Here is a 13,674-nt window from a genome sequence, read left to right as displayed (position 1 = left end):
AGCGTCGCTTCGCAGGCGCTCCCCCGGCGTCCGTGGGTCATTCCAGCCGGATGTCCGACCCCGCCGACTGTTCGCGGGCAGCCGCGACGACAAGGGCGGCGGCGGCCGCGTCCTGCACCGCCACACCTACGGACTTGTAGAGGGTGATCTGGTCCGGAGAGGTGCGGCCCGGCTTGCTGCCGGAGATGAGTTCGCCCAGCTCGGCGTGCACATGGGCCTCCGTGATGACGCCCTCGCGAAGGGGGAGCAGCAGGTCGTTGCTGCCCGCCGGGAAGGGTGCCAGGGCCGCCTGTCGCGACTCGACGCACACCAGCGCTTCGGCAACCGTGGCGTCGTCGATCTCGCGGCCGTCCGGGTTGAAGCCCACCGAAGTCACATGCACGCCCGGTGTCAGCCAGGAACGGCGGATCACGGGCTCGACGGCGTGGGTGGTCGCGGCGGCGATCTCCGCGCCGTCCAGTGCCTCGGCGTAGCTCGCTGCCGCCTCGGCGGGGACCTGGAGTTCGGATGACAGCACATCGGCCAGGGCGGTCGCCTTCGCCCGGTCGCGGCCCGCCACGCGAATGTGCCGGATCGGGCGGACCCGGCACATCGCCTCGGCATGCGACCGGGCCTGAGCTCCGGTGCCCAGAACCGCGAGCACCGAGGCGTCCTCCCGGGCCAGCAGGCGCGCGGAGAGAGCCGAACAGGCGGCGGTCCGCGCCGCGGTGATGGCCGTGCCGTCCAGCAGCGCCGCGGGCTCCCCGGTGTGCGGGTCGAAGACGACGATCAGCGCCTGGTGGGTCGGAACGGGGGTGCCGCCGTTGTGCGGGAAGACGGAGACCAGCTTGCTCATGAGGACCCCGGCCGAGGGTACGTAACCCGGCATGGCTGCCAGGAAACCGTCCCGTTCGGGTACCAGGGCGGCGACCCGGTCCGGAGAGGAAGCGCGGCCCGCGCTCAGGTCCACCATCGCCGACGCCAGGGCGTCGATCAGCGCATCCGGATCGAGCAGCGCCTCGACCTGCGAGCGCCCGATAACCAGCATTCGTCTCAACCTCCTGATCACAGCTGTACGGCCGACGTTACGCCGGGCCGAGGGAGCGGCCGTAGCCCCGTGCGTGATCTTTCTGGGATTCTCAGGGGACGTCTGCGCGCAGAGCCGCAAGGGCGGGTACGTCGACCGGCCGCAACTCGTCCGCCAGAGCCCGCGCAAGCGCCGTCTTCCCGGCTCCGGGCAAGCCGTTGACCAGCACAGTGACCATGGGGCGGCCTTAAGGGCCGTCCCGTAGGCCCCGGTTGCACTCCGAGACGGGCGCGGCACCCGTGGTCTGCGCGGTGCAGGAGTGCCGCGCGGAACTCGGGGTAGGCGGGGCGGTGGCCGAAAGCAAGGGTGGTCGGGCCGTGCCCGACCGGAAGCGCCGGCCGGCGACGGCGGCGCATTGCGGGCACAGGATCGGGCACGCGAGGACAACAGGACGGCCGGGCAAGGAAATTGAGGACGTGCACAGCGCCCGGCACCTCGCCGTAGTGGACTCGACCGCGCTCGGCCGCGGAGAACGGAGGCAATCATGGACTGGCGTCACGACGCGGTGTGCCGCGAAGTAGATCCCGAAATTTTCTTTCCCGTCGGCAATACGGGCCCGGCGCTCCTCCAGATCGAGGAGGCCAAGGCCGTCTGCCGTCGCTGCCCGGTGATGGGGCAGTGCCTGCAGTGGGCACTGGAATCCCGCCAGGACGCAGGAGTCTGGGGCGGGATGAGCGAGGACGAGCGGCGCGCCATGCGGCGTCGGGCCGCCCGGAACCGGGCCCGCAGCGCCTACGCATAGGAGCGCCGGGCCGGCATCGGCTCCTGCGGGCCCGGTGTCGGCCAGGGCCCGGTGGAGCCGGTCAGGACATGGCGTGGTGGGTACCGGGTGTGCCGCCGGTCCGCCTGTACGCTTTCGTCACCCCAGGCGGTGGCCGCGTGAGTGCGGCAACGGGCACGCGCATTCATGTGCCGGAAGGACGTCACCATGCCCATGGATGCACACCCCGGACCGCTGCACGTCCTTGTGCTCGGCGCCTCGCTGCGGGCGGGATCGAGCAATGCCCGGCTGGCTTCCCTCGTCGGCCGCATGATGACGGACGCCGGCGCGGTCGTCGACCTCGCCGCGATGCGGGACTTCGACATGCCGCTGTACGACGGCGACGTGGAGGCCGCACACGGGCTGCCGGAGGGTGCTCTGGCGCTGCGTGACCGGCTGGAGCGATGTGACGCCTTCGTACTGGCCTCCCCCGAGTACAACGCGTCCGTGCCGGGAGTCGTGAAGAACGCGATCGACTGGGTGTCGCGGGTCCGGCCGCAGCCGTTCAAGACCAAGCACGCGCTGCTGCTCTCCGCTTCCCCCTCGCTCGTCGGCGGCAACCGGGGGCTGTGGGCGCTGAGGGTTCCGCTGGAGCATCTCGGCACCCGCGTCTACCCCGACATGTTCAGCCTTGCCGCGGCTCACCAGGGCTTCGCCGAAGACGGGCAGCTGACCGATCCCGCGCTACAGGAGCGGCTGAGTGAGACCGTCATGGCCTTCCTCCGTCTCGTCGAGGCCGATGCGCGCTATGTCTGTCTACGGCGCCGGTGGTACGAGTTCCCGGGTGACCGCACGGAGGCTCCCGTCACCCAGCGGGCGGAGGACTGACCCGGGTCGCCGGACCCAGGTCAACGTCCCCCAGAGGTGTTGGCGTCTCGCCGTACGCCGCCCCCCGTTCCCCGTACGCCCCTCCGGCAGGGTGGGGCGTACGCGTCGTCTTCGGTGAGGACTCAGCGGTCCGCGGCCGCATCGGAGTCCGCGGCCGCGGCCGCGCTCTCGGCACCGTCGACCAGCTTGCGCAGGTCCGACAGATCGGTGGGTGCCGGCGAGGCGGGCGACGGTGTCGCGTGCGGGGTGTCGCCCTCGGTGCGCACCCCGTTGCCGCATCCGGCGACGAGCAGCCCGCACAGGAGGGTGGTGGCCGCGAATACGGCAGCCTGGCCGGCGCGGGTCACGACGAGGCCGCGTTGTGGTGGGAGCGGCACCAGGTGGCGACCTTGGCGAGGTCCTTCTGCCGCTGCTGGAGGGTGGGGACGAGGGACTTGCGGCGGGTGAGCTTGTGGTCGAGGAAGTTCGCGATCTCGGTGTGCCCGGCGGCCTTGGCCTTCTCCACACGCTTCTCCAGGCGCGCCACGGAGCCGCGGCGCCCGGCCTTGCCCTGCAGACGCTGAAGCGCCCGGTGGATGCGCTTCTCGATCTTCGGGACGCGCTTGCACAGCGCCTGCGCACCGTCGCCGGCGGCCGACTTGGCGGAGGCGGAGGGCGCCGGGGTGCTGTCCGCGGCGGCGGTGCCCGCGACACCGAGCAGGGCGGTGGCCGCAGCCACCGAAGAGAGGGCGATGTTCCGGGTACGCATGAAGGTTCTCCTCAGGGGCGTGGCGGGCACGGTGCCCGCCTGCGAGGAGAAGTTAGAGGCGCTCTTTGTGGAAACCTTGTGGCCGGTCCCCGGGGTCCGCCAGCCAGTCCCGGTGCGCGGGCAGTGCCGTGTGCTGAGGGCGGTGGGCGGGCGCGGCGGGGAACGTCACCTCGAAGCGGGCGCCCCGGCCCCCGGGGCCGTCCAGGACCTGCAGCCTCGCCCGGTGCAGGGCCGCCTGCTGCGCGACCAGAGTGAGACCGAGGCCGGAACCCGGGCTGTCCGAACGGCGCTGGAAACGCTGGAAGATCGCCTCCCGGCGCTGCTGCGGCACGCCCGGCCCCCGGTCCTCGACACCGAGCACGACACGGGGCGAACCGCCCTCCTCACCGGCGCGGAGGGAGAGCGCGACATGGGTCCGCGCCTCGGCGGACCGGCCATGGACCAGCGCGTTCGTCAGGAGGTTGTCCAGCATCGAGCGCAGACCGGGCCGCCATCCGTGGATCGTCAGCCCCGGGCTGCTGTGGACCACCACCTCGGCCCCGGGGTGCCCGCGCCGGATGTCGGCGACCGCCTCGTCGGCGAGCTCTGCCAGGTCGATGACGGCAAAGGAGTCCGCCTCGACCAGATCGCCCTGCGCAAGTGCTCTGAGCATCACCAGGAGGCCCAGCAGACGGGCGTGTTCGTGCCGCAGATCGTCGACGGTCTCCGCCCGGTCGGCGGCGTCGAGATCCTGGAACGCATCGAGGATGTCGAGGTTGGTCTGCATGCTCATCAGCGGTGTGCGCAGTTCGTGGGACGCGGCGGCGGAGAACGAGCGTGCCGAGGCCAGCGCCTCGGCGGTGCGGGCGGCCTGCTCGTCGTACCGGGTCAGGAACGTCTGTAGCGTGCGGGCGAGGTCGTCGACCTCGGTGATCCGGGTCGGGGCGTGATCCAGCCGAGCGGCGCTGGTGTGCGGGTCGAGGCCGCCGGCGGCCTGCTGGAGGCGCCGCAGCGGCCGGGCCGCGCGGGCGGCGAGCAGCCAGGCCGCGGCACCGGCGAGGGGTGCGGCGAGCAGTGCCACCGTGACGACTCTGCGGCGCACCATGCCGAGTTGTGCGTCGCGTGCCGTGTCCGGGGAGAACAGCCACAGCGTCCCCGGCACTCCGCGACCGCGGCCGGTGACCGGCACGGCGAGCACCCGCCAGCTCCTGCCCTGTGACCGCACGGTGGAGGGATGGTGCGTCCTTGTGGGCAGGGGAACCGACGCGGCGGGTTGCGGGCCGTCCATGACGGTGCCCTCGGGGCCGGACAACCGGACGCCGACGTCCAGTGCCGCGGTGAACAGCTTCCGCTGGCGGGCCTGCTCGGCGCGCGGGCGGTCGTGGGAGGTGGCGCGCAACAGGCCGCGCGCGGCGACGGCGACGCTCTGCGCACGTTCGGCGAGACGCTGGTCCGCCTGGGTGCGCAGATCCTTGCCCACCAACTGCACCAGGAGCCAGCCGGACACCACCACCAGCAGCGGCACCACCATCCCGACCACGAGCGCGATCCGGGTCGACAGCCTCATCGCGCCGGGCCGCTCTCGTCGTCCCGCAGCACAAAGCCGACGCCGCGCACCGTGTGCACGATCCGGCTCCGCCCGCCGGCTTCCAGCTTGCGCCGCAGATAGCTGACGAAGGTGTCCACGGCGTCGGTGCGCACCTCGAAGTCGTAGCCCCACACGCGCTCCAGAAGCTGGTCGCGGGTGAGCACCTGCCCGGCGTTCCGGGCCAGGACCTCCAGCAGGGCGAATTCGCGTCGCGTCAGCGCCACCTCCCGGTCGTCGAGCCGTGCGCGGTGCGCCGCGGTGTCGAGCGCGAGACCGCCGACGCGTACGGCATCGGTGGGGGCGGGCGGTCTGCGCCGCAGCAGTGCGTGCAGGCGCAGCACCAGCTCGTCCAGGGCGAACGGTTTGACGAGGTAGTCGTCGCCGCCTGCTTGCAGTCCGGCCACCCGGTCGGTGACCTCGTCGAGCGCGGACAGCATCAGCACGGGTATGTCGTCGCCGTTCTCCCGGAGCCGCCGGCACACCGCGATGCCGTCGAGGTCGGGCATCGAGATGTCGAGGACCATGACGTCCGGCGGCGCCTCGGCCAGCCGCTCCAGCGCGGCCCGGCCGCCGTCCGCCAGGCCCACGGTGAAGCCGTTCAGCCGCAGGCCGCGCCCGAGCGACCGCCGGATCGCCGCGTCGTCATCCACCAGCAGGACCCGGCCGGTACTGCTTTGTCCGTACATGCGCGCCTCCGTGGTACCGCCGCCTGACGGACATCATCCGTCATGGGCTCCGCGGGGCAGCGGTCACGGTCCGGGCTGGGCGTAAGGCCGGGGATCTGCCGGGGCAGACCGGCCGGGCAGGGGCAGGGCGGCGCTACAGCAGGTGCTCGATCCTGATCGGCAGTTCCCTGGCCCGGTAGCCGGTCGCGTGGAAGACGGCGTTGGCGATGGCCGCCGCGGCGCCGACCATGCCGACCTCTCCGAGGCCCTTGACGCCCAGCGGGTTGACGACCGTGTCCGTGACCTCCACGAACTCGATGTCGACGTCCGGCGCGTCGGCGTTGACCGGTACGAGGTACTCCCCGAGGCTTGCGTTCGCCCAGCGGCCGTCGCGGGTGTCGACCAGGCTGCCCTCCAGCAGTGCCTGGCCGAGCCCCCAGAGCATGCCGCCCATGACCTGGCTGTGCGCGGTCCTGGCGTTGAGGATCCGGCCCGGGGCGAAGGCGCCGACCATCCGGCGTACGCGGACCACCCCGAGGTCCGGGTCGACGGCCTCCGCGAACTGGGCCCCGAAGGTGGCGAGCCCGTAGGGGACGTTCGGTGGCGGCGGCTGCCAGCTGCCGAGCGCATCCATGTCGGTCATGAAGTGACGCTGCATCAGGTCACGGTAGGACTCGCCGCTGCCGGGCTCGTCCCGCAGCTCCATCCGCCCGCCGCGGGCCACGACGGCGGCCGGGTCCGCCTGGTGCAGCGGGGAGTCGGGGTCCGCGATCGCCTGCTCGATCATCTGGTCGCGGAGCGTGGTGACCGCCGTGTGCACCGCGGCACTGAGCATGCCGGCGCCTGCCGAGCCGACCGCGGCCGCGACATTCGGCAGGTCGGTGTCGCCGTACTCGAACCGGACATTCTCCACGGAGACGCCCAGGCCGTCGGCGGCGACCTGGGTCATCGCGGTACCCGATCCGGTGCCGAAGTCCTGTGTGCCGGCCTGCACCACGGCGGACCCGTCGGCGTAGAGACGGGCCCGGGCGCGTTGCGGCTGCATGGGGAAGAACACCGGATACCCGGCGGTGGCCATGCCTTTGCCGATGAGCCAGTTGCCGTCCCGCTCGGAGCGGGGTTCGGGGTTGCGCGACTGCCAGTCGAAGCGGGCCGCGCCGCGGCGGTAGCACTCCTCCGCGCCGTCGCTCGACCACGGGTGGCCGGTGTTGGGGTCGGCATCGGCGTGGTTGCGCAGCCGCAACTGCACCGGGTCGATGCCGATGCGGTGGGCGAGCTCGTCCATCAGGCATTCCAGGGCGTACATGCCTGTGGTCTCGCCGGGGCCGCGGGTGAAGGTGGGCGTCATGGTGTTGCTGCGGATCAGCCGGTAGACGCCTTCGTAGTTGGGGCAGGCGTAGGCCTGCGAGGCGATGCTGAGCGAGGGTTCGGCCCATTCGTCGAAGGGAGAGGTCAGCGAGAGCTTGTGGTGACGCAGGGCGGTGAGCCGGCCGTCGTCCGTGGCGCCGAGTTCGACGCGCTGCTCCTGCTCCTCGCGGTGGCCGCAGGAGGTGAACATCTGCTCGCGGGTGAGCGCCAGCTTGACGGGGCGCCGCACATGCCGTGCGGCCATGGCCGCCAGGGTGACGTGCGGCCAGATCATGGCTTTGCAGCCGAATCCCCCGCCGACGTACGAGGCACGGACCCGTACCTTCGACGGGGGGATGCCCAGCAGCGCCGCCACGGTGCTCTGGCTGGCCACGATTCCCTGGGTGGCGTCGTAGAGGGTGAGCCGGTCGCCGTCCCAGACCGCTGTGGTGGCCGAGGGCTCGATGGGGTTGTGGTGGTTCGCTGCGAAATGGTACGTCGCGTCGAGCCGGTGGGCCGCCGCCTCGAATCCGGCCTCGACATCACCGCGCACGCTGCGTGCCGGGATGAACCCGGCGAAGATCGCCTCGGGTTCATAGGCCTGGTCCCGGCCCTCGTCGAGGGTGGTGGTGGAGGCACTCCGCTCGTATTCGACATGGACCTGCCGGGCCGCGAACTGGGCGCGTTCGTGCGACTCCGCGATCACCATGGCCACGGGCTGTCCGAAGTAGTGGACGACGTCGCTCTGCAGGGGGAAGAAGCTCTCCCCGGGGGCGGCGTGGCCTGCCAGGGACGGCAGCAGGTGGGGCGGGGCGGCGATTTTCGGCAGGTTCCGGTGCGTCAGCACGGCGAGCACACCGCCGGCGTCCTCCGCGGCACTGGTGTCGATTCCGACCACCCGCCCGCTGGCCGTGCGCGCGCCGACGAGGGCGGCATACGTGGTGCCGGGCAGCGTGAACTCCGCTGCGTAGCGGCCGCTTCCGGTGACTTTGGCGGGACCGTCGACGCGGGCGAGGGGCCGGCCGACGGCCGTGAGTGTGGCGCCCGTGGTCATGCTGTCCCTCCTCCTTGCGCGGCGACGGTCTGTAGCGCACGGACGATGGTCCGCCGGGCCAGTTCCGCCTTGAAGCCGTTCATCGGGCGGGTGAGGGCAGGGGCCAGCTCGGCGGCCGCGGCCCGCACGAACACGTCCACGTCGGCGCGCTCACCCACGAGGATGTCCTCGGCCCGGTGCGCGCGCCACGGCTTGGTCGCCACGCCGCCCAGGGCGAGCCGGGCCTCGCGGATCACGCCGTCCTCCAGTGCCAGCGCCACGGCTGCCGAGGCGAGGGCGAACTCGTAGGACTCGCGGTCGCGCACCTTGAGATACAGCGATCTGCGCGCCATCGGGACCGGGGGCACCTCGATCGCGGTGATCAGTTCGCCGGGGGTGAGGGGGTGTTCCCGCTCGGGGGTGTCCTCCGGGAGCAGGAAGAAGTCGTCGACCGGGATGGTGCGGGGTCCCTTGGCGCCCTCCACATGCACGACGGCGTCCAGGGCGACCAGCGCGACCGCCATGTCGGAGGGGTGGGTGGCGATGCAGTGCTCGCTCGTGCCGAGGATCGCGTGACCGCGGTGGACGCCGTCCAGTGCGGAGCAGCCGCTGCCCGGAACGCGCTTGTTGCACGCGGATTCGGGGTCGCGGTAATAGGCGCACCGCACGCGCTGCATCAGATTTCCGCCCATGGAGGCCATGTTCCGCAGCTGGGCGGAAGCCCCGAGGAGCAGTGCCTGGGAGAGCATCGGGAAGCGCTCCACGACTGCGCGTGCCTCCGCCACCTCGCTCATCCGGGCCAGCGCGCCGATCAACAGCCCCCCGTCGGAACGGTCCTCGATGCCGGCCAGCGGCAGTCGGTTGATGTCCACCAGACGATGGGGACGCAGCACATCCAGCCGGAGCAGGTCGACTTCCGTGGTGCCGCCCGCCAGGTAGGAACTTCCGGGATCACGCGTCACCGCCGCGACCGCAGCGGGCACGTCCGTCGCTCGGGTGTAGCTGATGGCACGCACGTCACTGTCCTGTCTTCCGGCCACGCACCTGACGAATGGCGGCGCGGATATGGGGATAGGCCGCGCACCGGCAGATATTGCCGCTCATCCACTCGGCGATCTCGCTGTCGCTCCCGGCATGTCCTTCCTCGAGCACGGCGACGGCCGACATGATCTGCCCGGGTGTGCAGTACCCGCACTGGAAGGCGTCGTGTTCGAGGAAGGCGCGCTGCATCGGGTGCAGCTCGCCGTCCTCGGCGAGGCCTTCGATGGTGGTCACTTCCCGGCCTTCGCAGGTGAGGGCGAGTGTCAGACAGGCCAGCACTCTGCGCCCGTCGACCCAGACCGTGCACGCCCCGCAGGTTCCCTGGTCACAGCCCTTTTTGGAACCGGTGAGAGCCATGTGCTCACGCAGGGCGTCCAGGAGGCTCACCCGGGGTTCCAGGTCCAGTACGTGGGAGACGCCATTGACGACGAGGTCCACTTCCACGCCGTCGGGCCCTCGCGTCTGCAAGGCGGAGGACTCGGCGACGGATATTGACGCGCCTTTGTCTGCCACGACACTCACCTCGGAGTCGATGCCGTACGTCGAGCCTCCGTCCGGTCGTCCGGGCTCGCAACCGGACGGGGAGGCTCCGGGCAGGGGGCGTGGGCACACCCGGAGGTCCCGCACCGCGCCCCTTACGGGATAATGCGGGGCATGCGGATTTCAGCCAGAGCGGACTATGCCGTGCGGGCGGCGCTGCAACTCGCCACCGCCCGGGACGCGGGGCCGCTCAAGGCGGAGGCCATCGCCCAGGCACAGGACATTCCGCATAAATTCCTCGAAGGTATCTTGAACGACATGCGCCGGGGCGGGCTCGTCCACAGCCAACGCGGCGGCAACGGCGGCTACCGGCTGGCCAAGCCCGCCGAGGCCATCAGCATCGCGGATGTCATCCGGGTCGTGGACGGTCCGCTGGTGTCGGTACGCGGAGTCCGCCCACCGGAGTTGTCGTACACGGGGCCCGCCGCATCGCTGCTGCCGCTGTGGGTCGCCCTGCGGGCCAATGTCCGCCAGATCCTCGACGGCGTATCCCTGGCCGATGTCGCCTCGGCCGAGCTGCCGTCCCAGGTGTCCGCACTGACCGAGGACCCCGCTTCCTGGACGAATCCGTAGGGCCGCCCGGCCGGTCGGGCACGTAGCCGGGCCGCCAGACGCCCCTTCCGGATGCCGAGACCGGGCTGTCCACCCCTTGAACACCCCTTGATCCGCCCGCAGTCCGGAAGCGATCCTTTCCCTATCAATCCAGTGGGAAAACTAGGGAAGCCGGGGTGGGTGACGTGGGCGTGCGGGTACCGATGCGTTCCGCTCCTCCGGTCGACGACCCGGCCTCCCGGCCCGCGCCGGAGACACCCGACAGGACGGTGAACGGCGCAATGCCGAAGAAATCCGCAGCACGGCCCGCCTTCATGGAGCTCAACCACCTTGCCGATGAAGGGATCCGGCTCCGGGTCACCAGGGAGATCGCGGATGACCTCGCCGTCGACGCCCTCAGCCGCGACCGAGCGGGCAAGCCTCCGTTCGACGAAGTCTCCCGGCTGCGCGAAGCGGGGCTGCCCGCGCTGCTGACACCGCCCGGCCCGGCCCGGCGCGGCATCGACTGGCGCACCGCCTGCGCGGTCATCCGGGAGATCGCGGCCGCCGACAGCTCCGTCGGTGAACTGCTGGGCCGGCACTATGTGTTGTCGTGGAGCGCACGGTTCTTCGGCACCCCGGAAAAGGCCGACGGACTCGAACTCCGGACGGCCGCGGAGCAGTGGCTCTGGGGCGGGAGCACCGACATTCCGGACCTGGAGCCGACGACAGGTCCCGACCTCACTCTCACACCGGCCGACGGCGGGTACCTCCTCAACGGGTGCAAGGCCCTTGCCTCGGGCGTCCTTGTCGCGGACCGGCTGGTGCTCGGCGCGGTGTGCACGGATACCGGCGATTCACTGATCGTGTGTGTCGACCCGGACCACCCCGGCGTGCTGGCCGACCCCGAGGACGACCGCCTCGGCCAGCGGCTCACCGGCGCCGGCCGCATCAGCTTCGACAACGTCCCGGTCCCCGCCGAGCACGTCCTCGGCGCTGTCCCCCGTGACGAGCACGCCGTCTCCCCCTTCGCCACACTCGCCCCGCTGGCCCTCCGGCTCGCCCTCGTCCACGTCAGTCTGGGAACGGCCGAAGGCGCCCTTGCCGAGGCACGGGACCTCGACCGGGCGGCACCGCGCGGCTGGCCGGCCACGGGCCCGGACACCGACGCATACCAGGAACGACTCGGTCCGGATCCCTACCTCCTCCTCGCGTACGGGGAATTGGTGACGGCCGCTCACACCGCCTCGGCGGTGGTCGAATCGGCGACGGAGGCGCTGGCGCGGGGCCTCCTCGCGGGACAGGAGCTCGGGGTGGACGAGCGTGCCGACATCGCAGTCCTCGTGGCCGCGGCCGAGGCCGTCACCAGCAGGTCCGCGATGGAGATCACCACCCGTGTCCTGGAGCTCACGCAGGGCGCCGACTCCCCCGCCGGCGCTCCGGGATTCGACCGGTTCTGGCGCAACGCACGCATCCTGACAGCGCAGGCCTCCCCCAGCCACCGGCTCCGCGACATCGGCGACCACTATCTGAACGGCACGCACCCGCCCTTGACCTTGCGCGTCTGACAGCGCTGCCGCCCGCGGGGCGAAGCCGCATTCCCCCGCGCTGCCGCGGCGCGGACGTAATTCGCGGGCACCGTCGGCGTAGCTTCGGGCCGATCCGCGTCGTGGGCTGCTACATCTCGTGGGTGCCCCCGGAGCGGGGGAAGCCCCGTCGGCCCTGTGAGGTGGCGCCTTGTCCGTACGTCGCAGCGATTCCCTGCCGCCCGGCAGACGGGCGGAACCCCTCCAGCGACTGCTGTTCGGCGGGGTCTACGGTTCGGTGCTCGCCAGCGCGCTGGCCGCCGCGCTGAGCCATGAAGGGACACCGGCCAACCCGGGGTACGACGCGTTGTGGGTGGCGCTGTCGGCGGTGGCGTCGGCCGCGGCGCACGGCTACGCACACTCCATCGCGCACCAGACGGGCGAGGACACCCACGTCACCGCCAGCGCGTTCCGTTCGATGCTGACCGAATGGCCGCTGGTGGCCGCGACGGTGCCGACGATTGCCGTGCTGCTCTGTGCCCACGCGAAGTGGTGGGGCGAGGAGAGCGCGATCGATGTCGCCCTGACCATCAATACGGTGGCGTTGTTCGGCTGGGGGGTGTGGGCGGCCCGGGTGGCGGGCCGGAACTGGGCGGGGTCCTTCCGGGTCGGTGGGGTGGATGTGCTGATCGGGCTGTTCATCGTGTTCGCGAATGTCCTGAGCAAGTAGCCGGGGCGGCAGGCGGCCGGGGCGCGCCGTGCTCGGGCGCCGGCGCGCCGGGACCGTGGGGACGAGGCGGGAGTGAACAGCCCTCGGCCTCGCGACGCCACGGTCCCGGCGTCCGGCTCCGCTGCGGGGTCAGGTGGCGGGTTCCACCGCCAGCCAGGTGGCGATGGCCTGGGCGATGGGCTGATCGGTCTCCAGTTGGACGAACCCGAACTGCCCGCCCTGGTTGCATTCGAGGAACCACCATGCTCCGTCCGGGTCTTCGGCGAAGTCAAAGGCACCATAGGCAAGTCGGGCGGTTTTCATGTACTGGTCCACCGCCCGGTGGATGGAATCGGGCACCTCGGCAGGCTCCCAGGTGCCGTTCTGGGTGAAGCGGCTGTCCACTTCCTCGGGGTCGGCCTTCTTGCGGGCGGCGAAGAGATGCTCACCGACGCAGGTCAGCCGGATATCGGCCTCCTTGGGGATGTGCTGCTGGAGCAGGGTCGGACCGGCCGCGACCCCGCTGAAGTCCGCGTCCGGGCTGATGCGTGTGGTGGGCAGCACCAGCGGTGGGTCACCGGGGTGCTTTCCGCTGACCGATTTCACCACCAGGTCCTGGTGGGCGGCCGCGAACTGCCGGGCAACCGCCGGGAACGTGGTGATCAGCGTGGGGGGTACGAGGAAGCCGCTGCGGTGGGCGATCTGGAGCTGCCACGGCTTGTTGCGTGCCTGCACGGACGCGACGGGATGGTTCATCCAGCGCGCCGGGGTGCAGGCGAGCATGCCGTACAGCGCCTGCTCGGACTCGGCCGTGATCCAGGTGGACTGTTCGGGGGCGCGCGCCCCAGGGGTGCCGGGGCGGCGTACCCATACCGAGCGCAGGCTGCTCAGACTCACCATGCGTTCGCCCGATTTGAGATATCCGTGGAAATCGTTCTCGGCATACTCCGCCGACAGGGCAACCCGCCCGGGCAGGTCGGCGGGGTCGAGGCGGACGAGCGGGACACCGAGGTCCTGCAACGTCGACACCACGATGTCCGCCGTCAAATCTTCCTCGCAGGTAAGGACCAGGACGGTCATCGGCGCTCAGTCGTCGAAGTGGGTCTTGGAACCGGCGGTGGAGGCGGTGGTGCCGGTCGCCAGCAGCACCGCCCGGCTACAGGTGGCCGGGCGCCCGTCCGGAAGGACGTTGAGTTGCCGTGTGGCGTCATAGCTGTAGGGGGTGGTGGTCGGTGATTTCACCGCCGGACGGGCGTAGCTCAACGCAAACGGTCGCATACCTTCTCCTTCGGAAGCCCGGTTTCTGAGCCCTT

General features: G+C 71.4%; 16 protein-coding genes. 5 read left to right on the top strand and 11 right to left on the bottom strand.

Annotation, left to right across the window (positions count from 1 at the left end):
• Positions 1-37: 37 nt before the first annotated feature.
• Both K7C20_RS35240 and K7C20_RS38675 read right to left on the bottom strand, forming a co-directional pair.
• Positions 38-1,027, bottom strand: a complete 990-nt coding sequence (locus K7C20_RS35240; protein ID WP_053208624.1) for an ornithine cyclodeaminase family protein — start codon at positions 1,025-1,027, stop codon at positions 38-40.
• Positions 1,028-1,118: 91 nt separating this feature from the next.
• Positions 1,119-1,244: an AAA family ATPase gene (locus K7C20_RS38675; RefSeq protein WP_246655321.1), complete on the bottom strand. Its 126-nt coding sequence runs from the start codon at positions 1,242-1,244 to the stop codon at positions 1,119-1,121.
• Between the two features lie 306 nt (positions 1,245-1,550).
• Here K7C20_RS38675 and K7C20_RS35230 point away from each other — a divergent pair, with 306 nt between their 5' ends.
• Together K7C20_RS35230 and K7C20_RS35225 are read left to right on the top strand one after the other, a co-directional pair.
• Positions 1,551-1,808, top strand: a complete 258-nt coding sequence (locus tag K7C20_RS35230) for a WhiB family transcriptional regulator (protein ID WP_030079127.1) — start codon at positions 1,551-1,553, stop codon at positions 1,806-1,808.
• Positions 1,809-1,994: 186 nt separating this feature from the next.
• Entirely contained in the window at positions 1,995-2,654 is a 660-nt protein-coding gene (locus tag K7C20_RS35225; RefSeq protein ID WP_030079129.1) for an NADPH-dependent FMN reductase, read from the top strand.
• A 122-nt stretch (positions 2,655-2,776) separates the two neighbouring features.
• On the opposite strand, the gene K7C20_RS35220 is transcribed toward K7C20_RS35225, so the two are convergent.
• The 7 genes from K7C20_RS35220 to K7C20_RS35190 form a co-directional block, all read right to left on the bottom strand.
• Positions 2,777-3,001: a hypothetical protein gene (locus K7C20_RS35220; protein ID WP_030079132.1), complete on the bottom strand. Its 225-nt coding sequence runs from the start codon at positions 2,999-3,001 to the stop codon at positions 2,777-2,779.
• Positions 2,998-3,402, bottom strand: a complete 405-nt coding sequence (locus K7C20_RS35215) for a hypothetical protein (RefSeq protein WP_030079134.1) — start codon at positions 3,400-3,402, stop codon at positions 2,998-3,000. Before K7C20_RS35215 ends, K7C20_RS35220 begins: the two co-directional genes overlap by 4 nt.
• A 52-nt stretch (positions 3,403-3,454) precedes the next feature.
• Positions 3,455-4,948 carry a sensor histidine kinase gene (locus K7C20_RS35210; RefSeq protein ID WP_053208625.1) on the bottom strand — a complete coding sequence of 498 codons (1,494 nt, stop codon included), beginning with the start codon at positions 4,946-4,948 and terminating at the stop codon, positions 3,455-3,457.
• The gene (locus K7C20_RS35205) at positions 4,945-5,655 is read right to left on the bottom strand and encodes a response regulator transcription factor (RefSeq protein ID WP_030079140.1); all 711 of its coding nucleotides are present in this window, start codon (positions 5,653-5,655) and stop codon (positions 4,945-4,947) included. The genes K7C20_RS35210 and K7C20_RS35205 overlap by 4 nt, the downstream gene beginning before the upstream one ends.
• Positions 5,656-5,788: 133 nt before the next feature.
• Complete coding sequence (locus K7C20_RS35200; RefSeq protein WP_053208626.1) at positions 5,789-8,035, bottom strand: xanthine dehydrogenase family protein molybdopterin-binding subunit; 2,247 nt, start codon at positions 8,033-8,035, stop codon at positions 5,789-5,791.
• Positions 8,032-9,030 carry an FAD binding domain-containing protein gene (locus K7C20_RS35195; protein ID WP_030079141.1) on the bottom strand — a complete coding sequence of 333 codons (999 nt, stop codon included), beginning with the start codon at positions 9,028-9,030 and terminating at the stop codon, positions 8,032-8,034. Before K7C20_RS35195 ends, K7C20_RS35200 begins: the two co-directional genes overlap by 4 nt.
• Before the next feature lies 1 nt (position 9,031).
• Positions 9,032-9,568 carry a (2Fe-2S)-binding protein gene (locus tag K7C20_RS35190; protein ID WP_030079143.1) on the bottom strand — a complete coding sequence of 179 codons (537 nt, stop codon included), beginning with the start codon at positions 9,566-9,568 and terminating at the stop codon, positions 9,032-9,034.
• Positions 9,569-9,709: 141 nt separating this feature from the next.
• Here K7C20_RS35190 and K7C20_RS35185 point away from each other — a divergent pair, with 141 nt between their 5' ends.
• From K7C20_RS35185 to K7C20_RS35175, 3 genes are all read left to right on the top strand, one after another.
• A complete protein-coding gene (locus K7C20_RS35185) occupies positions 9,710-10,168 on the top strand; it encodes an RrF2 family transcriptional regulator (protein ID WP_053208627.1) in 459 nt (152 codons plus the stop codon).
• 260 nt (positions 10,169-10,428) lie between these two features.
• Positions 10,429-11,694, top strand: a complete 1,266-nt coding sequence (locus K7C20_RS35180; RefSeq protein ID WP_030079148.1) for an acyl-CoA dehydrogenase family protein — start codon at positions 10,429-10,431, stop codon at positions 11,692-11,694.
• A gap of 169 nt (positions 11,695-11,863) precedes the next feature.
• A complete protein-coding gene (locus K7C20_RS35175; RefSeq protein ID WP_048829139.1) occupies positions 11,864-12,382 on the top strand; it encodes a hypothetical protein in 519 nt (172 codons plus the stop codon).
• 129 nt (positions 12,383-12,511) lie between these two features.
• On the opposite strand, the gene tgmB is transcribed toward K7C20_RS35175, so the two are convergent.
• Both tgmB and tgmA read right to left on the bottom strand, forming a co-directional pair.
• Entirely contained in the window at positions 12,512-13,441 is a 930-nt protein-coding gene (gene tgmB, locus K7C20_RS35170; protein WP_030079152.1) for an ATP-grasp ribosomal peptide maturase, read from the bottom strand.
• Between the two features lie 6 nt (positions 13,442-13,447).
• Complete coding sequence (gene tgmA, locus K7C20_RS35165; protein WP_030079154.1) at positions 13,448-13,639, bottom strand: putative ATP-grasp-modified RiPP; 192 nt, start codon at positions 13,637-13,639, stop codon at positions 13,448-13,450.
• Between the last annotated feature and the right edge of the window lie 35 nt (positions 13,640-13,674).

The sequence above is a fragment of the Streptomyces decoyicus genome (assembly GCF_019880305.1).
Classification (GTDB): Bacteria; Actinomycetota; Actinomycetes; order Streptomycetales; family Streptomycetaceae; genus Streptomyces; species Streptomyces decoyicus.
The sequence above is the reverse complement of the archived record's forward strand: the minus strand, read 5'-3'. Positions and strand labels throughout refer to the sequence as shown.

Coding starts and splice junctions, on each gene's coding strand:
- K7C20_RS35240 (WP_053208624.1), bottom strand. CDS start 1,027: ATGCTGGTTATCGGGCGCTCGCAGGTCGAGGCGCTGCTCGATCCGGAT.
- K7C20_RS38675 (WP_246655321.1), bottom strand. CDS start 1,244: ATGGTCACTGTGCTGGTCAACGGCTTGCCCGGAGCCGGGAAGACGGCG.
- K7C20_RS35230 (WP_030079127.1), top strand. CDS start 1,551: ATGGACTGGCGTCACGACGCGGTGTGCCGCGAAGTAGATCCCGAAATT.
- K7C20_RS35225 (WP_030079129.1), top strand. CDS start 1,995: ATGCCCATGGATGCACACCCCGGACCGCTGCACGTCCTTGTGCTCGGC.
- K7C20_RS35215 (WP_030079134.1), bottom strand. CDS start 3,402: ATGCGTACCCGGAACATCGCCCTCTCTTCGGTGGCTGCGGCCACCGCC.
- K7C20_RS35210 (WP_053208625.1), bottom strand. CDS start 4,948: ATGAGGCTGTCGACCCGGATCGCGCTCGTGGTCGGGATGGTGGTGCCG.
- K7C20_RS35205 (WP_030079140.1), bottom strand. CDS start 5,655: ATGTACGGACAAAGCAGTACCGGCCGGGTCCTGCTGGTGGATGACGAC.
- K7C20_RS35200 (WP_053208626.1), bottom strand. CDS start 8,035: ATGACCACGGGCGCCACACTCACGGCCGTCGGCCGGCCCCTCGCCCGC.
- K7C20_RS35185 (WP_053208627.1), top strand. CDS start 9,710: ATGCGGATTTCAGCCAGAGCGGACTATGCCGTGCGGGCGGCGCTGCAA.
- K7C20_RS35180 (WP_030079148.1), top strand. CDS start 10,429: ATGCCGAAGAAATCCGCAGCACGGCCCGCCTTCATGGAGCTCAACCAC.
- tgmB (WP_030079152.1), bottom strand. CDS start 13,441: ATGACCGTCCTGGTCCTTACCTGCGAGGAAGATTTGACGGCGGACATC.
- tgmA (WP_030079154.1), bottom strand. CDS start 13,639: ATGCGACCGTTTGCGTTGAGCTACGCCCGTCCGGCGGTGAAATCACCG.